This window comes from Streptomonospora halophila, from assembly GCF_039542725.1.
Lineage (GTDB): Bacteria > Actinomycetota > Actinomycetes > Streptosporangiales > Streptosporangiaceae > Streptomonospora > Streptomonospora halophila.
This window is the reverse complement of record NZ_BAABIK010000018.1, coordinates 106498-126685: the sequence shown is the minus strand read 5'-3', so window position 1 is coordinate 126685 and position 20188 is coordinate 106498. Positions and strand designations below refer to the sequence as shown.

Here is a 20188-nt window from a genome sequence, read left to right as displayed (position 1 = left end):
CGGAGGGGTGAAGCAGATCGCCTCCGGCGGAGTGCGCGCGGGGTTCTCCGGCGGACCGCTCGACGGCCGGGAGTATGCGGTGGACGAGGCACCCGAGGCCGTCGTCGTGATCGAGCGGCCGCACGTGCCCGACACCGTGCCCGGTGAGCACCCGGCCGACCGCGCGCTGAGGTTGAGCGCCGCACAGCCGTCCCTGCACCGCTACCGGCGCACCGGGCGCTCGGGGCGGGTGCTGATGTACGGCTACGGCGGCACCGTCGAGCGCGCCGACGCGGACCTGCTGTTCGCGCCGCACACCGGGTGAGCTGACAGGCGCGGCCGCCGACCCGCGCAGTGCGCGGGCGGCGGCCGCGGACGCGGGGCCGCCGCCGGCCGGCGGCGGCCCCGTCGATCAGCTGCTCTCGGCCTGGAGGCGCTGGGCGAGCATGCGCTTGCCCTGGTCGCCCGCCTTCTGGTTGTTCTCCTGGATGCGCCGCAGCCAGGAGGCGACCTCCTGGTCGCCCTCCCGCTCGGCGTCCTCGATGTAGGTCTGCAGCCGGTAGACGTTGTCCAGGGACTGCTGAACGGCCCACACCAGGTTGTAGTTCTTGTCCTTGAGCGGGCTGCTCGGTGTCTGCTCCGCCATGTCGCTCCTCCCGTCGAAGCGGCTCGGTTCGCTCTCCGTGCCGCTGCCCGATGAGCACGCGAACATGCCCGAAAACCTCCGGCGCGCGCCGGTTCAGCGCTGGCTGAGAGGGCGCCCCTGCTCGCCGCTGCGGTGCTCGCGGCGGGTGCGCACCGCCAGCACGACGGTGGCGGCGATCATGATGCCGACGAGGTTGACGACGAGCTGCTCGATCGACTGGATCGCCCGCTCCCAGTCGAGGAGGGTCGCCGCCACGACCGCGTAGGAGGCGGCGGGCACCGTCGTCACCGAGATGAAGACGCCCACCAGCGCGGACGACTTGGCCGAGAGGAGGCTGAGCATGCCGGCGGTGCCCGCGAGCAGCGCGACGATCAGGGAGAACGGCCCGACCTCGTAGATGAAGTCGACCTGGCTCTGGTTGCTCAGCCCCGGCGCGCTGATGGTCACCTGCCCGGTCCACTCCAGCACCAGCATGAACACGGCGGTGATCGCCATCGCGACGCCGAACCCGACCGCCGTCGTGGCGGCGGACTGGCGCACCAGGTCCCAGCGGCGGCCGATGAGGCCCACGCCGAAGGCCGCCAACGGGCCGAAGTCGGGGGCCACGGCCATGGCGCCCACGACGGTGACCGGCGAGTTGGTCACCACGCCCACGGCGGCGATCATCAGCCCCAGCGTGAGGAACGTCAGGTAGACCCAGTTGAGGTGGGAGTCGTCGTCGGCGCGGGAGATCAGCTCCTCCCACACCACCGCCTCGTGGCCGTGGCCGGGTGCGTCGGCGCGCGCGGTGTCGGCCGAGTCCGACAGCGTGGTCTCCAGCGCCTCCAGCGTGATAGCGCCGGTGTGGTCGATGTCGAGCTTGGAGAGCTGCAGGAGGACGTCGTCGACGCACTCGCGTGCCAGGTCGGCCTCGACGGCGTCGCCCTCGGGCTGGACCGCGGCCTTCTCGAAGACGACGACGTGTGCGACGCCGACCTGGCTCTTCAGCACTTCGAGCACGTCGTCGGTCCGATCGTGCGGTGAGATCACCCTCAGGTGCAGCAACTCCCGGCCCTTTCAGCCCTGTCCGAACACGCGAAGACACCACCTTAGGGCCTGGATACCGTTGGTATACGCCGGTTTGGCACAGGCTGGCCACTCACGCGACGTTCATGCATACCGATTCCGCAACGCGCATGCCCGGGCGCGTCCCCGGCCGGGGTGTGAGCCACGCCGTGGCGGCCCCCGCGGAGCGCGGCTAGGGTCGTCGCGGCCCGGCGGAGCCGGTGTCGGGCGGCAGGCGAAGGCGATACGGGGGGCGCGCCGTGATCGGGGTCGCGATCGGGTTCGGCGTGATCGCGAGCATCGTCGCCCTCGGCTACATCCTCGGCCGGCTCGACGCGCTCGGCGACAACGGCAGCCGCGTGCTGACCAACCTCGCCTTCTTCGTCGCCACCCCCGCGCTGCTGTTCGAGATCCTCTCCGACGCCGACCTGTCGATGCTCGTGCACGCCCCGCTACTGGTGAGCGCGCTGAGCATCGCGGTGGTGGCGGCCCTGTTCCTCGCCGCGGCCGCCCTGCGCCGGTGGGACGCGGGCACGACCACGATGGGCGCGCTGTGCGCGGGCTACGTCAACTCCGGCAACCTCGGCATCCCCGTTTCGGCCTACGTGCTGGGCGACGCCTCGCTGGTCGCTCCGGTGCTGCTGCTGCAGCTCATGGTGGTGGTCCCGATCGGGCTGGCCGCGCTGGACCTGGCGCGCCGCACGCCGGGCACCCGCGTCGGCCTCACGCGCATCGTCGCCGCGCCGCTGCGCAACCCGGTCGTGATCGGGTCCCTGGCGGGCGTCGCGGTGGCGGCGAGCGGCTGGACCGTGCCCGACCCGCTGATGCAGCCGTTCGAGCTGGTCGGATCGATGTCGGTGCCGTCGGTGCTGCTGGCCTTCGGTATCTCGCTGCACGGCAGCCCGCTGCCCGGGCGGGGACCGCAGCGCGGCCCCCTCGCGCTCGCCGTCGTGCTCAAGTGCCTGGTCCAGCCGGCTGCCGCGTGGGCGATGGGCACCTTCTGGTTCGGGCTTGAGGGCGTGGAGCTGTTCACGGTGGTGGTGATCGCCGCGCTGCCGACCGCGCAGAACACCTATACCTACGCCGTGCGCTACGACACGGCCACGCAGATGACCCGGGAGATCGTGCTGCTTACGACATTCCTCACCCTGCCCGTACTGGTCTCCATCGCCTTCCTACTGGGGTGAGCGCCCCGGGCCGTGCGCGGTAGTGGGAGCGGCCCCCGCCGCGGTGCGGCGGGGGCCGTGGATGGGCCGGCCGAAATGGGGGATGCGGTCCGGCCGGCCCGGCGGTCTCCTGGCCCGGCCGCGGCGCCGTGTCACGACCGGCGCGTGCGGCCCGAAAGGGGGGCGGCTAGGAGACCGAGCAGGACTGCCCGTTCAGCGTGAACGCCTCGGGTTCCGCGTTGCCGCCGTCGTGGCTGGCGTTGAAGCCGACCGTCACGGAACCGCCCGCCGGGACGGCGCCGTTCCATCCGGTGTTGGTGGCGGTCACGGTGGAGCCGGACTGGGACCACTCGGCGTTCCAGCCGTTGGTGATCTGCTGGCCGCTGGGGAAGTCGAACTCCAGGCTCCAGCCGTCCAGCGCGGTGTCACCGTTGTTGGTGACGGTGATCTGACCGGTGAACCCGGTGCTCCACTCGTTGGCGGCGGAGTAGTCCACGGCGCAGGGGCCCGATGTCGGCGGCGGATCGTCGTCGTCTCCGTCCCCGTCCCCGTCCCCGTCGCCGTCGCCGGTCCCGCCGAGGGCCTCGTGCACGGCGTCGTAGGCCGGCTTGGGCTGGTAGCTGTCGTTGAACAGCAGTGGGGCGCCCTGGCCCTCGAACGTGTCCGGCACCCAGGAGTACTGGTCGGAGACGCCCCAGACCGTGACGGCCACGCAGCCGTCGACCGCCTGGCAGGCGTCCATGACCGAGCGGTAGTCGCGGGCCTGCTGCTCCAGCTCGCTCTGGCTTGCGGGCATCTCGATGCGCACGTCCAGCTCGGTGATGGCCACCTTGATGCCGAGATCGGCGAAGCGCTGGATGTTCTGCTGCAGGCTGCCGGGCACCTGGCCGTTGATCAGGTGCGCCTGCAGACCGATGCCGTCGATCGGGACGCCCTGGGCGATCAGGTCCCGGATCAGGTTGTAGTAGGCGTCGCTCTTGGCGTTGACCCCGTCGATGCTGTAATCGTTCAGCCACAGCTCGGCGTTGGGGTCGGCCTCGGCCGTCATGCGCAGCGCGTCGGCCACGAAGTCCGGGCCGAGGGTGCGGTAGAAGACCGAGTCGCGCCAGGAGCCGTCGCCCAGGAAGATCTCGTTGGCGACGTCCCAGTAGGCGATCTCACCGGCGTAGCGGCCGGCCACCCGGTCGATGTGGTTCTCCATGACCGAGCGCAGTTCGCTCTCGCTGAAGTTGCCGTTCTCCACCCAGGACGGGAGCTGGTTGTGCCACACGAGGGTGTGCCCGCGCACCTTCTGGTTGTTCGCCTGGGCGAAGTCCATGAAGGCGTCGGCACTGCCGAAGTCGAACTGGTTGCGGGAGGGCTCGGTGGACTCCCATTTCATCGCGTTCTCGGGCGTCGCGGCGTTGAACTCGGTCGCCGCCAGATCGGCGTACTGGCTGTCGTTCTGCAGATGGTTCGCTGCCAGCGCCGCGCCGATCTCGAAGCCCATCTGGTCGGCGTGGTCACGGAGGGGGGCGTCGGCGGCCGCCGGTGCGGCCGGCACCAGCACCGCCGCGCCGAGAAGCGCCGCGAACGCCGCGCCGGCTGCCCGCCGGGCGGGGGTCGCCCGGTGGCGGCGCGGGGTCCCGCGACCGCCGCTTCTTGCGAGTCTCACGTCAGGCACCTCCAGGTGCGCGAATCCAGTGGAATCGGGGGGATCGTGAAGGTGGAGCGCTCCCAGCTCATGAGCGTGATGAACGTAACACCGGTTCAGACGGCGCGGGAAGAAGAGATTACGGACCAATCAGGCGCCCGAACGAACCCGAGTCCAATACCAGGACATTCGCCATCTCTCGGCACAAAATCCGAAACTATCGACGCCACGGAGCCCGATAATGCTTGTCCGGAATCTCGGCTAAGTGCAGTCCGATAACCGCAAACTCGGGAGTGCACTCGTTTTTGGCGGGCGCACCTCATGGAGTCCACAGGTGCGGGTTCCGATAATTTCGGAGCACATAACGCAATAGGAGTGACCGAATCACGGGCCTAAAGGTCGACCGAAACAAGCGCACCGGGTCGCTGGGGGCACCTCGCCCGGCACGGGCGAGAGCGCCGTGTCGGGCGGTGCGTCCACCGGCGACGGCCCGCAGGCCGGATCGGCCGGTGCGCGAGCGCGCCCGCTCAGGGCCGCGGGCCCGGGCCGCGCACGTGGGCGCAGAGGCGCTCCAGCGCGTCCAGGTGGCGCGCCAGCGCGGCGCTTCCTTCGTCGGTCAGCCGGATCCAGGTGCGGCGCCGGTGGCGCTCGGTCATCTTGCGCACCTCGGTGTACCCGGCGTCCTTCAGCGCGGTGACCTGCTTGGACAGCGCCGACTCGCTGCATCCGACGCTCTCGCGCACCTGGGTGAACTCCACCCACCCCGCGCGTGCCAGTCGGACCAGGATCGCCAACCGCGGCCGCACGTGGATGAAGTCGTCGAACAGGGTCTCGGTGATCGGCATGCGCTGCCTCCCCTGGTGTCGGGGCCGCCCTCACCGGTGCAGGCACGCATGCGCGCAGGAGCGCGAGCGGGCGTGCGCGGCGGAGGCGGTCCCCGGCCCGGCGAGCCGGGCCGGTGCTGCGGCGAAGTGGGCCCGGTGCCGCAAGGTCGTGCGGCCGACCAGCCCGTACTTCAGTCGAACACGCCTCGGCCCACCGCGGTCGGTGCCACGCCGGAGCGGCGCGCGCCGCCGGCCTACCCGCGCCGCCCGGAAGGCGTGCGCAGGCGCGGACGGGCGCCCGCATCGCGACGCGGACGTCCGCACGATCCGTGACGCGCGCCCGCGGACCCGCCCGCGGCGCCGGAGCGGCCGCCGCTCACCCCGCGGCCGGGGAGGACTCGAAGACCAGGCAGAACGGGTGTCCGGCGGGGTCGGTGTAGACGCGGAAGTCGCGGCCCTCGCCCACCTTGGTCGCGCCCAGGGCGAGCACCCGCTCCTCGGCCGCGGCGATGTCCTCGACCTCGACGTCGAGGTGCAACTGCTGCGGATAGGCGGGGTCGGGCCAGCGCGGCGGCACGTGGTCGGGGGCGTGCTGGAAGCTCACCTGCGTGGCCCCCCGCTCGCCGATGTCGATCCAGTCGCCGTCGACCCGCGTGATCGGCATACCGAGCAGCTCGGAGTAGAACGCGGCCAGCGCGTGGGGGTCGGGGCAGTCCAGGACGACGGTGGAAAGGCGGCCGATCATCGGTGGCTCCTCTTCGGGGTCTCGGTCCGGGCGGGCGCGGCGGCACACGCCGCAGCACCATCGTTGCGCGTCCCGGTGACATTCGCGGCGGACCGCCGCGCCGACCGCCTTCAGGGCCGCAGCAGCGCCCGCTGCCACCGGCCCTCCCCCGCCGCCGTGTAGCGCAGGCGGACGTGGTTGCGGTCGCGCGAGCCCTGCCAGAACTCCACGTAGTCGGGGCGCAGCGTGTACAGGGTCCACTCGGGCGCGACGAGCGAGGGGTCCGCGGCGATGCGCTCGCGGGCCGCGGACAGCTCGCGCTCGTGCTCCTGCACCGAGTCCATCGGCGCGCTCTGCCCGCCCACCAGCGCCTCCGCGCGCGCGTCGGGAGAGCGGGCAAGGAAGTCGGCGGCGCTGGTGCGCCGGCTCTCGGGCGCGGCGGTGCCGGCGATCCGGATCTGGCGGCCCACCCGCGGCCAGTAGCAGGCCAGTGCCGCGTGCGGGTTCGCGTCCAGGTCGCGCCCCTTGGGGCTGGCCGAGCCCGTCGCGAACGACCAGCCGTGCGGGCCGGCGTCCTTGAGGATGAGGAAGCGGGAGGCCACGCGGTTGGCGGCGTCGGCCGTGGCCAGGTTCATCACGTGCGGCTCGGGCACCCCTACGCGAAGGGCGTGGTCGAGCCACTGCGTGAACAGCTCCACCGGGTCGTCCGGGGCCGTATCGGGGTCGAACGCCGGGACCTCTCCTGCGAACACCGGGATCGTGCGCAGCCGCTCCCGCATCGGGCCGCCGACCGCGCCCCCGCCCTGCGCGGACGCTCCACCGGATTCGCGCGCCATGCCTTCCATCCGTCCCCTTCGCCCCGCGTCCGTCCGACCGGGCCCGCCGCACCGGCGTGCCCGCGGGTTCAGCATAGGGGCCCGCCGGGGAGGCGCATGAGGGCGCCGCGCCGCCCGCGGAACGGCCCTCGGCCCGCCCGGAAACGCCTGTGTGCTGGAGGTCCCCGCGCAGAAGCAGAACCGGCGCCGTAGAATGGGAGCGCTCCCGAATCGGCCGCGCACCGATGCGCGCCACTGCCGATAGACCCTTGCCGCGGCCGACCGGCGATCAGTATGTTCCTCGCCTATCCCCACGGCGGAGCGAGCCCGGTCCCGCCCGTTCAACCGCCGCAGCCCGCGGCCCCTGCGCGCCATTGGAGCCCCTCATGGCCGATCCCGTCTCCCTATCGGCATTCCCCGTCGCGATGCGCTGGCTCAACGCGCCCGAGGCCTACACGGTCGAGGGCTACGACAAGCTCGTCGTCAGCGCCGCCGGAGGCACCGACCTGTTCACCGACCCCGCCGACGGCACGCGCCACGACAACGCCCCCGCGCTCGTAGGCGCGCTCAACGGCGACTTCTGCGTCAGCGCGCTGGTGCGCGTCGACCTGACCGCGACCTTCGACGCGGCCGCCCTGGTCCTGCACTCCGGTCCCGACACCTGGGCCAAACTGTGCGTGGAGGCGTCACCGCAGGGCAGTGCGACCGTGGTGTCGGTGGTCAACCGCGGTGTCAGCGACGACTGCAACTCCTTCCGAGCCGACCCCGCGGCCGCCGACGTCCGGCTGCGCGCCGGCCGCACCGGCTCGGCCTACGTCTTCCACATGCGTGTGGACGACGGCCCCTGGGAGCTGATCCGGTACTTCGCGCTGCACGACGAGGCCGAGGTCGGCTTCCTCGCCCAGAGCCCCACGGGCGCGGGCACGACGGTCCGCTTCGAGGAGATCGCCTACTCCGCCGAGCGCATCGCCGACGTGCGCGACGGCAGCTGAGCCCACCGCACCGCGCCCTCCCGGGCCCGCGCCGCCGTTGCATGCCCCCCGGTCAGCCGGGTAGCGGCACGCCGGACGCCGGCGTCAGTCGTGGAGGGATCATGCAGATCGGCTACAAGCTCTTCGCCGAGGGCTACTCGCCGCAGGAGATGGTGCGCCAAGCCGAGCGCGCCGAGGCGGCGGGCTTCGACTTCGTCGAGATCAGCGACCACTACCACCCGTGGCTGGAGAGCCACGGGCACTCGGGCTTCGCCTGGTCGATCCTGGCCGCCATCGCGGCCCGCACCCGGCGGATCGGCCTGGCCACCGGGGTGACCTGCCCGTTCATCCGCTACCACCCCGCTCTGGTCGCGCAGGCCGCGGCCACGACCGCGTTGCTGGCCGACGGGCGCTTCGTACTCGGCCTGGGCGCGGGCGAGCAGCTCAACGAGCACGTGGTCGGCAGGCCCTGGCCCTCGGTCGCCGAACGCCACGCGATGCTGCGGGAGTCGCTGCAGATCATCCGGCTGCTGTGGCAGGGCGGCTACCGCTCCTTCGAGGGCGAGCACCTGCGGCTGGTCGACGCCCGAGTGTTCGACCTGCCCGAGGACCCGCCGCTGATCGCGGTGGCAGCGGGCGGGGAGGCGGCGGCAAGCCTGGCCGCCGAGCAGGGCGACGCCCTCTTCGCGACCGAGCCCGACCACGCGCTGACCCGCGCCTACCGCCACGCCGGCGGCAGCGGGCCCCGCTACGCCGAGGTGCCGCTGTCCTGGGCGCCCGACGAGGAGACCGCGCTGAAGTCCGCACACCGCATGTTCCGCTTCGGCGTGACCGGCTGGAAGGTCCAGGCCGAACTGCCCAACGTGGCCAACTTCGAGGCGGCGACGGCCCACGTGCGCGAAGAGGACATGGCCTCCGCGTTCGGCTACGGGCCCGATCCCGAGCGCCACGCCGCCGCCGTCAAGCAGTTCGCCGACGCCGGGTTCGACCGGCTCGCGCTGGTCAACGCCGGGCCCGATCCCGACGGGTTCTTCGACTTCTTCGCCAAGGAGCTCAGCGGGCGGTTGGACGCCGCCGCGCCGGCGGGATGAGCCCGCCCGACGGCGGAGCCGGCCTCGTCGCGCCGCGGGGAGGCCGGGGTCCGGAGTAGGGCGGCGGCCCGGGTCCGGGCGGCGGGACTCAGCCCCGCTCGGCCCGGTCGCCCGGGCCGTCCTCGGCCCGCTCGTCGGCGCGGTCGGCCCCGTCGCTGTCGGGGTCCTCGCCGCGCCACAGGCTGCCGCCGTACCAGGGCCACCAGTAGACGGTGCGCCCCTCGGGGATCATCCGGTCCAGCCGGATGGTCAACGCGAGTGCGAGGCCGCCGGCGACCATGCCGGTCAGCAGGTCGGTGAACCAGTGGAAGTGCAGGTATACCGACACCATCGCCTGCAGCACGGCGATGCCCACGATGCAGTAGGCCAGCCGGCGGACGATGTGCGGCCGCGCCGCCCGGTAGCGGATGATCAGGAACAGGACGAGCCCGTAGATGAGGATGGCGTTGGCGCCGTGCCCGGAGGGGAAGGAGACTCCGGAGTCGGAGAAGAACGCGGGGTCCTGCGTGCGCGGATGGCTGCGGGTGAACAGCAGCTTCATCGCCGCGACGAGGCAGACCATGCCGAAGGGGCCGACGGCGCCCAGGATGATCGGCCGCCAGGAGCGGTGCCAGTAGGCCAGCTGCAGGCACGTCACGCCCAGCACCGGCAGCGCCACGAACCGCGAGGCGACCGTGTCGGGCCACAGGATCATCGGAATGCGCAGCTGCTCCCAGAACGGCCGAGGTGCGTTGTTGATCAGATTGTCGATAGGGTGGAGCGGGCCGGCTGAGAGAACGGTCATGATGATCAATGCCACAGCCAGCATGATCGCCGTCTTGTCGGACGCCAGGCCCCACGCGATTTCGCTCACGCTTGGCCAGGTGACCTGCGGTGACCTGGACCGTCGGCCTGATGCGGCGCCGCCGACCGAGGTCTGGGAGCCGACACCGAGCGATCGCCGGGTCTGTGACATGGGTCTCGATATCCCGGCGCGCAACGGCGGGTTCGACCGGATCCGCAATGTATGCATCATGTGCTCAGTGCTGTCTCACGATTCGTGGGCTGGCCTGCGGCACGTTTGTGCGTTGGGGGGACGGGCTCGCCGCTCGGTCTGGATCGGTTGGGAACGGGTGCGCCAAGGCGCCGGGGACATGGGGGCCGCGGCCTCCCCTGGCTAGCCGGCCAGTGGGGCACCGGCGCCGCCGGAGACCGCACCGGGGACGGTGCGGACACGCGCCGCCGACCGGGCGGCCGCACCGCGGAAGCGGTGCACTCCGCCGGTCCGCCTCGCTTGGCTGGCTTGGATGGAACATTTCCGACAGTCGAGCATAGCGTCCCGCTGCCCGCGGCGGCACTGACACTCGCAGAGTGCCCCTCCTCCGGACTCCGGTTTCACCCCCTGGTCAGCGCGGTTCCGGTTATTGTTCACCCCCGCGCCCACCGGCGTCCGCCGCGGCGCGGACCTAGCCCGGCATAGGTCCGGGCCGTCCCGCGTATGGCACGCTTCGTAGTGGAAACCGACTCCTCTCACCGCGTGGCGCCCTGCCCGGGGCCCTGAGCAGAAAGGCCGTTGATGGTCGACCTCCCGGAGTGGCCGGACGACCACGTCCGCCTGTCCCGGAACCCGCTGCGTGAGCAGATCCGGCACATGCTGGTGGAAGGTCTGCTCTCGGGCCGCTGGCAGCCGGGCGAGCGCATCGTCGAGCGCCGCGTGGCGACCGAGTTCAACGTCAGCCAGGCGCCGGTGCGCGAGGCCCTGCGCGAGCTGGAGAACCTGCGCCTGATCGAGTCGGTGCCCAACAAGGGCGCGCGCGTTCGCGACTTCGGCGTGGCGGACATGGCCGAGATCTACCCGGTGCGCGCCGGCCTCGAACTGGTGGCGGCCGAGCTTGCGTCGCCGCGGCTGGCGGCCGACCCGCGCCCGCTGGAGCGCGAGGTCGAGGCCCTGCGCCGCGCCACGGCCGACAGCGACGTCGAGGAGCAGATCAAGCACAGCGTGGAGTTCCACCGCGAGATCGTGCGGGCGGCCGACAACAGTGTGCTCTTGCACACCTGGGAGTCCCTGGGCGTCGAGGTGTGGACGCGGCTGTCCGTGCGCTGGCTGAACATGGAGCTGCACGCCAAGGCGGCCGACCACGCCCAGATCACCGACGCCTTCCGCAGAGCGGACCCGGATGTGGGGCGCATGGTGCGCGAGCACGTCCTCAACTACGTGGAAGCCGCGCTGAAGACCTACGGCCGCACGGGCTGATACGCCCGGGGACGTGCCGCCCCGCCTGCCCGATTCGCGGTGGGTGTCCCGTAAAGTCGTATTGATCGATCATCGATCAGTACGTAGAGTGTGCGCGACGCACATCACACGGTATGTGCGCCGACGGAGCTACGCGAGCCGACCGAAACGAGTGACCCGAGCCCGGAACCGGGGAAGGGTGACACGGGAGGCGGGCGGACGCGAGTCCAGCCACGGACAGCCAACCAGCCACTTGCGCGCCCCGCCGATTGAGCCCGGCGCCGGCGCACCCTCTTCCCGGGCCCGGTTCCGACCGCGCACCCGGGTAGCGGCCTTCCCGGGCCCACCGGCCCCCGCAAGGCCGCCTCCGCACGTAGAAAGGCACCAGCATGGCTGACACGGCCAAAGCGAAGGGCGGCGGCACCGCCAGGAGCACGGGGGGCCGCCGGCGGAGCCGGAAGGACAGCACGACCTCGGCCGCGCGCGGCGCGACCTCCGGGGTCGCCGACGAGAAGCCCGAGGTACTGCTCGACTACTACCGGCGGATGCTGCTGGTCCGCAGGTTCGAGGAGCGCACGGGCCAGGCCTACACCCAGGCGCGCATCGGGGGCTACTGCCACCTGAACCTGGGCGAGGAGGCCACGGTGGTGGGCCTCATGGACTCCCTGCAGGAGCGCGACTACCTCTACACCAACTACCGCGACCACGGCTACGCCATCCACAAGGGCATGAGCCCGCGGCGGGTCATGGCCGAGCTCTACGGGCGCACCGACGGTGTGGCCAAGGGCTGGGGCGGCTCCATGCACATGTACGACACCGAGACCCGCATGCTCGGCGGCTACGGCATCGTGGGCGGCCAGCTCCCCCTGGCCACCGGTGCTGCGCTGGCGGTCTCCTACCGCGGCGGCGACGAGATCGTCATGTGCCAGATGGGTGACGGCACCACCAACATCGGAGCCTGGCACGAGGCTCTCAACCTCGCCTCGCTGTGGAACCTGCCCATCGTCTACGCCATCGTGAACAACTTCACCGGCATGGGCACGTCGGTCGACCGCTCCTCCGCCGAGCCCGACCTCTACAAGCGCGGCTCCGCCTTCCGCATCGAGGGCGTGCGCGTGGACGGGCGCGACGTGCTGGCCGTGCGCGACGCCGCCACCGACCTCGTCGAGAAGGCCCGCTCCGAGCAGCGGCCCTACATCCTGGAGTGCACGAGCTACCGCCTCAAGGGCCACTCCGTGGTCGACCCGGCCAAGTACCGCACCGAGGAGCAGGTCGCCGAGGCCCGGTCCAACGACCCGGTCGCCGACTTCGCCGAGCAGCTGGAGAAGGCGGGCGTGCTGACCGAGGAGAAGAAGCAGGAGATCTCCGACTCGGTCAAGGAGGAGGTCGCCGACGCCGCGGACTTCGCCGAGAACAGCCCCCACCCCGATGTCTCCACGCTGTTCGACTACACCTACGCCACCCCCGTGGCGAACGAGTCGCGCCGCATGCCCGCCGACCCGGTGTTCGCCGAATAGACCAAGGAGCGGGTACATGTCCGTGATCACTTACCGCCAGGCCCTGCGCGACACGCTGCGGGCGGAGATGCTCCGCGACGAGAACGTCCTGCTTCTCGGCGAGGAGATCGGCCTCTTCGAGGGCTCCTACAAGATCACCGAGGGGCTGCTCACCGAGTTCGGCGAGAACCGGGTGCGTGACACCCCGATCTCGGAGGAGGGCTTCGTCGGCGCTTCCGTCGGCGCGGCGATGCTGGGGCTGCGCCCCGTCGTCGAGCTGATGACGATCAACTTCTCCCTGATCGCCGTCGACCAGATCATCAACCACGCCGCCAAGGTCTACGGGATGTTCGGCGGCCAGACCAGCGTGCCGATGGTCATCCGCACGCCCGGAGGCGGCGGGCAGCAGCTCGGTGCGACGCACTCGCAGAACATCGAGCTGTTCTACTCCTTCATCCCCGGGCTGAAGGTCCTCGCCCCCAGTTCCCCGGCCGACGCCGCCGCCATGCTCCGCGCGGCCGTGCGCGACGACGACCCGGTGATGCTCCTGGAGAACCTGGGGCTGTACAACTCCAAGGGCGAGGTACCCGACGGGGACGAGTCGGTCGCCGAGATCGGCCGCGCCGCCGTCACCCGGGAGGGCGCCGACATCACGCTCATCGGCTACTCGCGCATGGCCGCCGTCGGCCTGCAGGTCGCCGAGCGGCTCGCCGAGCAGGACATCAGCGTCGAGGTCGTGGACCTGCGCAGCCTGCGCCCGCTGGACCGGCAGACCGTCGTCGACTCGGTCCGCAAGACCGGCTGCGCGGTCATCGCCGAAGACGACTGGCTGACCTACGGCATCGGCGCCGAGATCGCCGCGTCCATCCAGGAGGGAGCCTTCGACTACCTGGACGCCCCGGTGCGCCGGGTGGCCATGGCCGAGGTGCCGCTCCCCTACGCCAAGCCGCTGGAGACCGCGGCGCTTCCGTCGGCAGAGTCGATCACCACCGCCGTCAAGGAGACCCTGAGCGCTGTGGGCAAGCGAGTCGGGTGAAGGGGAACCACACGATGTCAGAGATCTACATGCCGCGCCTCTCCGACACCATGGAGGAAGGCGTCATCAGCTCCTGGGTCAAGAACGTCGGCGACAAGGTCGCCTCGGGCGACGTCCTGGTCGAGATCGAGACCGACAAGGCCGTCATGGAGTACGAGGCCTACGAGGACGGCTACCTCGTCCAGCAGTCGGTCTCCGAGGGCGACACCGTCCCGATCGGCGCGGTGATCGGCCACATCGGCGAGACTCCCGACGCGGTGCCCGAGGAGTCCTCCTCCGGCGGGGCGGCGGCTCCCACCGAGGAGAAGACCGCCGAGAGCGGCACGGCCGGCCAGGAGGCGCCGGCCCGCCCGCAGGGCGGCGGCGAGCAGGCGCCGCCGCAGCCCGCCCCCTCCAAACCCGACGGCTCCGGCGACTCCGCGGGCACGCGCCCGCGCAGCTCCCCGCTGGCGCGCCGGCTCGCCCGCGAGTACGGGCTGGACATCGAGTCGATCAGCGGCTCGGGCCCCAAGGGCAGGATCGTGCGCGCCGACATCGAGGCCGCCGCCAAGCAGCGCCCGACCGAGCCCGAGGCCGCCCCGGCGCAGGCAGCGGCCGCGCCGCAGGCCGCGGCCGACCGGCAGGCCTTCGACGACGGCCGCGACTCGACCGAGCTCCAGGTGAGCAACGTCCGCAAGGTGATCGCCCGCCGCCTCACCCAGAGCAAGCAGGAGGCGCCGCACTTCTACCTGCGGCGGACGATCGACGCCGAGGGGCTCAAGGACTTCCGGGCGCAGATCAACGCCCAGCTGGAGAGCACCGGCAGCAAGATCAGCTTCAACGACCTGATCGTCAAGGCCTGCGCCACCACCCTGCGCGCCCACCCCGAGGTCAACCGGTCGTGGGTCGACGAGAAGCTGCTGCAGCACGGCCGCATCAACGTGGGCGTCGCGGTGGCCGTGGAGGCCGGGCTGATCGTCCCGGTGCTGCACGACACCGACAAGCTGGCGCTGTCGGAGATCGGCGAGCGCAGCCGCGAGCTCGCCGGGCGCGCCCGCGAGGGCAAGCTGAAGCCGCAGGAGATGAGCGGCGGCACCTTCAGCGTCAGCAACCTCGGCATGTACGGGATGGACAGCTTCTCGGCGGTCATCAACCCGCCGGAGGCGGCCATCCTGGCCGTGGGGGCGATGAAGCAGCAGCCGGTGGTGCGCGACGGCGAGGTCGTGGTCCGCAACACCATCTCGCTGGAGCTGTCGGTGGACCACCGCGCGGTCGACGGCGCGGTCGGCGCGGCCTTCCTGAAGGACCTCGCCGAGGTGCTGGAGAACCCGATGCGGATCGTGGTCTGACCGCCTCCCGTATCGCGGCGGTGGCGCCCGTCCCCTCGCGGGGCGGGCGCCGCGGCGTGTCCGGGGACGGACCTGCGCCGACCCCTTAGGGGAGCCGCCCCCGCGGCGGCGCCGGCCGGTGACCGCTGGAGTCCGGGCCGGCTCAGGGTGGTGCCCTGATCCGCCGCACCCCGGGCGGGTGGCACGGTGGCACCTGCTCGCGGCGCCCATCCGGGCGGGAGGCGGCCTTCGCGCCGCGCCGACCGCGGTCCTTCGGAGAACAGGAGTATTCGCATGCGGTCGGCCCCCGTACTGTTCCTGGCGCTCGCCGCCTCGGTCCTCGTCCCCTCGGCGGTGCCCGCGTCCGCGGACGCGGGCACCGCCGAGGGGCTCGACCCTGCCGCGGCCGACGCGTTCATCACGGACTACCTCGACCGCCACGGGCTCCCGGGCGCCGCCGTCGCGGTCGTGCACGACGGCGAGACCGTATTCGAGGCCGGATACGGCGAGGACGCCCGCGGAGAGCCGCTCACCGAGCACAGCAGGTTGCGCATCGGCTCCGTCTCCAAGTCATTCACCGCCTTCGCCGCGCTGCAGCTCGCGGACGAGGGGCGGCTCGAACTCGACGCCCCGGTCGGCCGCTACCTGCCCGACGTCGGTTTCGGCCGCGCCATCACGGTCCGCCAGCTGCTCGCCCACACCTCGGGGTTGCCCAACCCGACCGTCGTCGGACCCGCCGACACGCTGGCGGAGGGCGCCGCCCGAACCCGCGGCTGGACCACGGTCACCGAGCCCGGCACCGACTACGCCTATAGCAACGCCAACTACTGGCTGGCCGCCCGCGTGGTCGAGGAGGCGAGCGGACGCCCCTTCGGCGACTACCTCGCCGACCGGGTCTTCGCTCCCCTGGGCATGGACGACACGGTCAACGCCACCACCACGGGCGAGCCGGTCGACGGGCTGGCCGACGGATACGTCACCGCCTACGGAGCCGTGCTGCCCGCCGCCGGGGCCGAGGAGATGAACAGCGGGGCCGGCGGCGTCGTCAGCACCGCGCACGACATGGCGTCGTGGCTTGCGATGCAACAGCGGGGCGGAGTCGGCCCCGGCGGTCGGCGCCTGCTTTCGGAGGACCTGATCCGCGAGTCGCACACACCGCAGCACAACGCCGAGCGGTCGGGGCTGGGCTGGCAGCGCAGCAGCCCCGGGATCACCCCCGCCCGGATCTCGCACAGCGGGATGGTCTCCGGGTTCAACGCACAGCAGGACCTGGTGCCCAGCAGCGGCTACGGCGTGGCCGTGCTGCTGAACAGCTTCACGCCCTCCCGTGAGCAGGCCTACGAGATCAGCTCGGGCATCATCGATCTGACCGAGGGCCGCGATCCCGAGCCCGGGGCGCCGACGGCGACCCTGGTCGACCTGTCGCTCGGGGCGCTCACCCTGCTGACGCTGTCATTGGGCACGCTGGGCCTGCGGCGCGCGTCCCGGTGGTCGACGCGCCGCGCCGCCTGGCCGGCGTGGCGGTTCGTCCCCCGACTGCTCCCTCAGGCGGCGGCGACGGCGCCGGCCGTGCTGCTCTTCTTCGTCGCGCCGGCGCTGCGGGACAACAGCTACACGCCCGTAGACGTGTTCCTGCTGTTCCCCGCACTGGCGGTGCTGGTGGCGGCCCTGGGGATCGTGGGGGCGGTCCTCACCGCCGCGCGGATCGCGGCGCGGCTGCGTGCCGGTCCGCGGCCGTAGCCGGGCAGGCGGCACCGCGACCTGCACTGTTTCACGTGGAACCGGCCCGACCGCGTTCCGCGTGCGCCCCGGTCGGCGCGCCCCCGGGGTAACGGATCCCCACTGCGGTGGCGCCGACCGCGGCATATGCGCAAGGCTGGACACCGCAGGCGACCCGAACCGCCGTCCGGGACGCCACGTCGGAGGCGGCCCTCCCCTTCACCGCCCCGACCGGTCGGCGCCTCGGCTCGACGGCTCGGCCGTCGCGTGCGGCGGCCGGGCGCTCCGGCCGTCAGGCCGCCATCCCCCGACGCCGACCAGGAGAGCACCGCATGACGACCTCCTCCCACCCCTCGACCGGCCCCGCCCCGCTGATGACCGCCGCCGCAATCGCGCCCGGCCCCGAGCGGACCCTCACCTTCGTCCTGCAGAATCGGGGCGTCTACGCGGGCCACTGGCTGCTGCCGGGAGGGCGTATCCAGCCCGGCGAGAGCGCCGAGCAGGCGGCGCGCCGCGAGGCGGCCGAGGAGGCGGGCGTGCGCCTGGGGCCGCTGGCGCCGACCGGCATCTACGACATCCGCGGCCGCACCGAGGACGAGGGGCCCTACTGGTTCCGCATGCACGTCTACCGGTCGCTGCGTGCCTGCGCCGTGCCGGAGGGCTTCGCGCCCGACCCGGCGGAGATCGCCGGCATCTGCCAGGCACACCCCACCGAGGTGCTCCCCCACCCCACGGACATGGTCGTGCTGAACGACGCCGGGCTGGCCGACTACGACCCCGCGCTGGTGCAGCGGCTGCTGGAGGCCGACGGTGCCGCGATGCGGCCGACGGACGCGGTCCTGCCGCGGTGAACGCGCCCGCGGCCCCCCTGGAGTGATCGATTCGCGCACATCAGGGGGATCGGGGCTGCTTTACTGGAGATCATGGGCGAGCGTTGGCAGGATCGGTTCCGCGCGGGCAGGGTCGGGCTCCCCTCGTGGGCGAGGGAGGCTCCGGACCGCTCGCTTTTCCGCAGCAACATCAGCGGCACCTGGGAGCTGCACTCCTGGGACCGCGCCACCGGTGAGCGACGGCAGCTGACCAAGCGCCCCCACGGCACGGAAGACGGCGCGCTCGACCCGGCGGGCGCGTGGGTGTGGTGGTTCGACGACACCGGCGGCGACGAGTTCGGCGTGTGGCGGCGCCAGCCCTTCGGCACCGGCCCCGACGGCTCCGAGGGCCCGGCCGAGACCCCGCTGCCCGACCTCCCGCCCTCCCATGCCGGCGGCCTGGCGCTGGGCGCCGGCGGCTTCGCCGTGGTGGGGCGCTCCACCGACTCCGGGTTCAGCGCGCACGCCGGAACCGCCGGCGGGCCCGCCCGCACGGTCTACGCGCACCGCTGCGAGGGCTGGGTGGCCGACCTCTCCGACGACGGCTCGCTGCTGGCGCTGGCCCACAGCGAGCACGGCGACAGCCGGCACATGGCGGTGCGCGTGCTGCGCCTGCGAGCCGAGGGCGGCGGCCCGGCCGCCGAGCCGGTGGCCGACCTGTGGGACGGCTCCGGCCTGGACCTGGCCCCCGTCGCCTTCGAGCCCGGCGGCCGGCGGCTGCTGGTGATGCACGAGCGCGACGGCCGCCGCGCCCCGCTCCTGTGGGACCCCGTCACCGGGGAGGAGCGCGGGATCGACACCGGCCTGTCCGGCGAGCTGCGGGCCGACTGGACGCCCGACGCCGCCGCCCTGCTGATCTCGCAGGAGACCCGCGGCCGCGTCCTGCTGCACCGCTACGACCTCGCCACGGGTATGCTCACCCCCTTCGACGTCCCGCCCGGTGTGGTCTCGGCCGCCACCGCCCGCCCCGACGGCACCGTCGAGTACTCCTGGTCCAGCTCCGCGCACCCGCCCGTCGTGCGCAGCACCTCCGGCTCCGTGGTCCTCGAACCCGAGGGCCCCGCCGCGCCCCCGTCGGTGCCGGCGCGCGACGTGCACGTCGACGGCCCCGGCGGCGGCGTCCACGCGCTGGTCTCGCTGCCCGAGGCGGGCGAGCGCCCCCATCCCGCGGTCTTCGTCGTCCACGGCGGCCCGCAGATGCAGGACGACGACTCGTTCATGCCCGATGTGGCGGCCTGGGTCGACCACGGGTTCGCGGTGGTACGCGTCAACTACCGCGGCTCGACCGGCTACGGCACCGCCTGGCGCGACGCGCTGGAAGGCCGCGTGGGCATCACCGAGCTGGAGGACATCACCGCCGTGCGCGACTGGGCGGTGGGCAGCGGCCTGGCCGACCCCGACCGGCTGCTCATCGAGGGCGGGTCCTGGGGCGGCTATCTCGCCCTGCTCGCTCTGGGCCGCCGGCCCGGCGACTGGACCGCCGGAATCGCGGCGGTGCCCATCGCCGACTACGAGGCCGCCTACGCCGACCAGATGGAGGCGCTGCGCGCCTTCGACCGGTCGCTGTTCGGCGGCTCTCCCGACGAGGTCCCCGAGCTGTACCGGGCTTCCTCCCCCATCACCTACGCCGCCGACGTGCGCGCTCCGGTGCTGGTCCTGGCCGGCGAGAACGACCCGCGCTGCCCGATCCGCCAGGTCGACAACTACCTCGCGCGCCTCGCCGAACTCGGCAGCCCCCACGAGGTCTACCGCTTCGACGCCGGGCACGGCTCGTTCGTGGTCGAGGAGCGCATCCGCCAGACCGCGGTCGAGCTCGACTTCGCGCTGAGAATCACCGGCCAGCGGGAGGGCGCGGCGCCGGGAGCGCTGTAGCCGTGGGCGGGCGACCGCGCTATCTGTGGGTGGCCGACCTCCTGCGCAGGCCTATCCTCAACGGCGAGCTCGAACCCGGCTCGCGCCTGCCGTCGCGCTCCCGGCTGGCCCGCACCTACGGGGTCAGCGAGCAGGTCTCGCGCCACGCGCTGCGGCTGCTGGTCAGCGAAGGGCTGGTCGAGGCCAGGCCCGGGTCGGGCTACTACGTGCGCACGGTGCCCCAGATCCACCGGTTCTCCCGCACCGACCGCACCTCGGGCTCGGGCGTCGACCCGCTGGGCCGCGAAGACCTGGGCACCTGCACCGAGGCCGCGTGCGGACTGGTCGCGCGGCGGCTCGGAATGCGCGACGGCGTGCGGGTCTTCCGGACCCGCTGCCTGGGGACCGCCGACGGCGCCCCCGTCGCGCTGCACACCGCCTGGGAGCCGGCCGCGCTCACCCAGGGAACGCTGCGCACGCCCGCCGACGCCGACCCGGCGAGCAGCGTGCTGCAGCGCCTCGGCGCCGCCGGGGTCGCCGTCGACCGGGTCGTCGAGGAGGTGGGCGTGCGCCCGCTGCGCGAGCCGGAGTCGAGCCTCCTGCACCTGGCGCCGGGGCTGCCGGTGCTGGTCGTGGAGCGTACGCACTACCAGGGGCGGCGCCCGGTCGAGACCTCGGACCTGGTGGGCTCGATCGACCACTGCCGCCTGCTGTACCGGCTCAGCCTGGCACGCCACGGAAAGGTGTGACCGGCACACGGAACCGGGTGCAACGAAACGAAAAGACGGGACGAAAACGGACGGCC

19 protein-coding genes are annotated in these 20188 nt (G+C 72.7%); 12 read left to right on the top strand and 7 right to left on the bottom strand.

Annotation, left to right across the window (positions count from 1 at the left end; translation table 11 throughout):
• Positions 1-7: 7 nt before the first annotated feature.
• On the top strand, positions 8-304 hold the full coding sequence (locus ABEA15_RS16430) for a hypothetical protein (RefSeq protein ID WP_345557297.1): 297 nt from the start codon (positions 8-10) through the stop codon (positions 302-304).
• 87 nt (positions 305-391) lie between these two features.
• Here the strand turns inward: ABEA15_RS16430 and ABEA15_RS16425 are convergent, their stop codons facing one another.
• Complete coding sequence (locus ABEA15_RS16425; RefSeq protein ID WP_344141381.1) at positions 392-625, bottom strand: hypothetical protein; 234 nt, start codon at positions 623-625, stop codon at positions 392-394.
• A gap of 93 nt (positions 626-718) precedes the next feature.
• Complete coding sequence (locus ABEA15_RS16420) at positions 719-1669, bottom strand: DUF389 domain-containing protein (RefSeq protein ID WP_344141382.1); 951 nt, start codon at positions 1667-1669, stop codon at positions 719-721.
• A 260-nt stretch (positions 1670-1929) separates the two neighbouring features.
• Here ABEA15_RS16420 and ABEA15_RS16415 point away from each other — a divergent pair, with 260 nt between their 5' ends.
• Positions 1930-2856 (top strand): AEC family transporter, encoded by a 927-nt coding sequence (locus ABEA15_RS16415; protein ID WP_345557295.1) that lies wholly within the window; start codon positions 1930-1932, stop codon positions 2854-2856.
• Between the two features lie 166 nt (positions 2857-3022).
• On the opposite strand, the gene ABEA15_RS16410 is transcribed toward ABEA15_RS16415, so the two are convergent.
• From ABEA15_RS16410 to ABEA15_RS16395, 4 genes are all read right to left on the bottom strand, one after another.
• The gene (locus tag ABEA15_RS16410; protein WP_345557293.1) at positions 3023-4489 is read right to left on the bottom strand and encodes an endo-1,4-beta-xylanase; all 1467 of its coding nucleotides are present in this window, start codon (positions 4487-4489) and stop codon (positions 3023-3025) included.
• A 506-nt stretch (positions 4490-4995) separates the two neighbouring features.
• A complete protein-coding gene (locus tag ABEA15_RS16405) occupies positions 4996-5313 on the bottom strand; it encodes a transcriptional regulator (protein ID WP_344141386.1) in 318 nt (105 codons plus the stop codon).
• Between the two features lie 355 nt (positions 5314-5668).
• Positions 5669-6037, bottom strand: coding sequence for a VOC family protein (locus tag ABEA15_RS16400; RefSeq protein ID WP_345557291.1), 369 nt, complete (start codon positions 6035-6037; stop codon positions 5669-5671).
• Between the two features lie 110 nt (positions 6038-6147).
• Positions 6148-6852: a pyridoxine/pyridoxamine 5'-phosphate oxidase gene (locus ABEA15_RS16395; protein WP_344141388.1), complete on the bottom strand. Its 705-nt coding sequence runs from the start codon at positions 6850-6852 to the stop codon at positions 6148-6150.
• A gap of 365 nt (positions 6853-7217) precedes the next feature.
• Between ABEA15_RS16395 and ABEA15_RS16390 the strand changes: the two genes are divergently transcribed.
• The gene (locus ABEA15_RS16390; RefSeq protein ID WP_345557289.1) at positions 7218-7823 is read left to right on the top strand and encodes a DUF1349 domain-containing protein; all 606 of its coding nucleotides are present in this window, start codon (positions 7218-7220) and stop codon (positions 7821-7823) included.
• Positions 7824-7924: 101 nt separating this feature from the next.
• Positions 7925-8893 (top strand): TIGR03557 family F420-dependent LLM class oxidoreductase, encoded by a 969-nt coding sequence (locus tag ABEA15_RS16385; protein WP_344141390.1) that lies wholly within the window; start codon positions 7925-7927, stop codon positions 8891-8893.
• 88 nt (positions 8894-8981) lie between these two features.
• Here ABEA15_RS16385 and ABEA15_RS16380 read toward each other — a convergent pair whose 3' ends face one another.
• Complete coding sequence (locus tag ABEA15_RS16380) at positions 8982-9746, bottom strand: phosphatase PAP2 family protein (protein WP_344141392.1); 765 nt, start codon at positions 9744-9746, stop codon at positions 8982-8984.
• Positions 9747-10448: 702 nt separating this feature from the next.
• Here ABEA15_RS16380 and ABEA15_RS16375 point away from each other — a divergent pair.
• The 8 genes from ABEA15_RS16375 to ABEA15_RS16340 all read left to right on the top strand — a co-directional run bounded on the left by ABEA15_RS16375 (position 10449) and on the right by ABEA15_RS16340 (position 20132).
• Positions 10449-11126 (top strand): GntR family transcriptional regulator, encoded by a 678-nt coding sequence (locus ABEA15_RS16375; RefSeq protein WP_344141393.1) that lies wholly within the window; start codon positions 10449-10451, stop codon positions 11124-11126.
• Between the two features lie 368 nt (positions 11127-11494).
• Positions 11495-12622, top strand: a complete 1128-nt coding sequence (pdhA, locus tag ABEA15_RS16370) for a pyruvate dehydrogenase (acetyl-transferring) E1 component subunit alpha (RefSeq protein ID WP_344141395.1) — start codon at positions 11495-11497, stop codon at positions 12620-12622.
• Between the two features lie 16 nt (positions 12623-12638).
• Positions 12639-13637 (top strand): alpha-ketoacid dehydrogenase subunit beta, encoded by a 999-nt coding sequence (locus tag ABEA15_RS16365; RefSeq protein WP_344141397.1) that lies wholly within the window; start codon positions 12639-12641, stop codon positions 13635-13637.
• Between the two features lie 14 nt (positions 13638-13651).
• Positions 13652-14965 carry a dihydrolipoamide acetyltransferase family protein gene (locus tag ABEA15_RS16360; RefSeq protein WP_345557286.1) on the top strand — a complete coding sequence of 438 codons (1314 nt, stop codon included), beginning with the start codon at positions 13652-13654 and terminating at the stop codon, positions 14963-14965.
• Positions 14966-15238: 273 nt separating this feature from the next.
• On the top strand, positions 15239-16684 hold the full coding sequence (locus tag ABEA15_RS16355) for a serine hydrolase domain-containing protein (protein WP_345557284.1): 1446 nt from the start codon (positions 15239-15241) through the stop codon (positions 16682-16684).
• Between the two features lie 311 nt (positions 16685-16995).
• Positions 16996-17514 (top strand): NUDIX domain-containing protein, encoded by a 519-nt coding sequence (locus ABEA15_RS16350; protein WP_345557282.1) that lies wholly within the window; start codon positions 16996-16998, stop codon positions 17512-17514.
• Between the two features lie 72 nt (positions 17515-17586).
• A complete protein-coding gene (locus tag ABEA15_RS16345) occupies positions 17587-19404 on the top strand; it encodes a S9 family peptidase (RefSeq protein ID WP_345557280.1) in 1818 nt (605 codons plus the stop codon).
• A 2-nt stretch (positions 19405-19406) separates the two neighbouring features.
• Complete coding sequence (locus ABEA15_RS16340) at positions 19407-20132, top strand: GntR family transcriptional regulator (protein WP_345557278.1); 726 nt, start codon at positions 19407-19409, stop codon at positions 20130-20132.
• Positions 20133-20188: the final 56 nt, after the last annotated feature.

Coding starts and splice junctions, on each gene's coding strand:
- ABEA15_RS16425 (WP_344141381.1), bottom strand. CDS start 625: ATGGCGGAGCAGACACCGAGCAGCCCGCTCAAGGACAAGAACTACAAC.
- ABEA15_RS16405 (WP_344141386.1), bottom strand. CDS start 5,313: ATGCCGATCACCGAGACCCTGTTCGACGACTTCATCCACGTGCGGCCG.
- ABEA15_RS16400 (WP_345557291.1), bottom strand. CDS start 6,037: ATGATCGGCCGCCTTTCCACCGTCGTCCTGGACTGCCCCGACCCCCAC.
- ABEA15_RS16395 (WP_344141388.1), bottom strand. CDS start 6,852: ATGGCGCGCGAATCCGGTGGAGCGTCCGCGCAGGGCGGGGGCGCGGTC.
- ABEA15_RS16390 (WP_345557289.1), top strand. CDS start 7,218: ATGGCCGATCCCGTCTCCCTATCGGCATTCCCCGTCGCGATGCGCTGG.
- ABEA15_RS16385 (WP_344141390.1), top strand. CDS start 7,925: ATGCAGATCGGCTACAAGCTCTTCGCCGAGGGCTACTCGCCGCAGGAG.
- ABEA15_RS16375 (WP_344141393.1), top strand. CDS start 10,449: ATGGTCGACCTCCCGGAGTGGCCGGACGACCACGTCCGCCTGTCCCGG.
- pdhA (WP_344141395.1), top strand. CDS start 11,495: ATGGCTGACACGGCCAAAGCGAAGGGCGGCGGCACCGCCAGGAGCACG.
- ABEA15_RS16365 (WP_344141397.1), top strand. CDS start 12,639: ATGTCCGTGATCACTTACCGCCAGGCCCTGCGCGACACGCTGCGGGCG.
- ABEA15_RS16360 (WP_345557286.1), top strand. CDS start 13,652: ATGTCAGAGATCTACATGCCGCGCCTCTCCGACACCATGGAGGAAGGC.
- ABEA15_RS16355 (WP_345557284.1), top strand. CDS start 15,239: ATGCGGTCGGCCCCCGTACTGTTCCTGGCGCTCGCCGCCTCGGTCCTC.
- ABEA15_RS16350 (WP_345557282.1), top strand. CDS start 16,996: ATGACGACCTCCTCCCACCCCTCGACCGGCCCCGCCCCGCTGATGACC.
- ABEA15_RS16345 (WP_345557280.1), top strand. CDS start 17,587: ATGGGCGAGCGTTGGCAGGATCGGTTCCGCGCGGGCAGGGTCGGGCTC.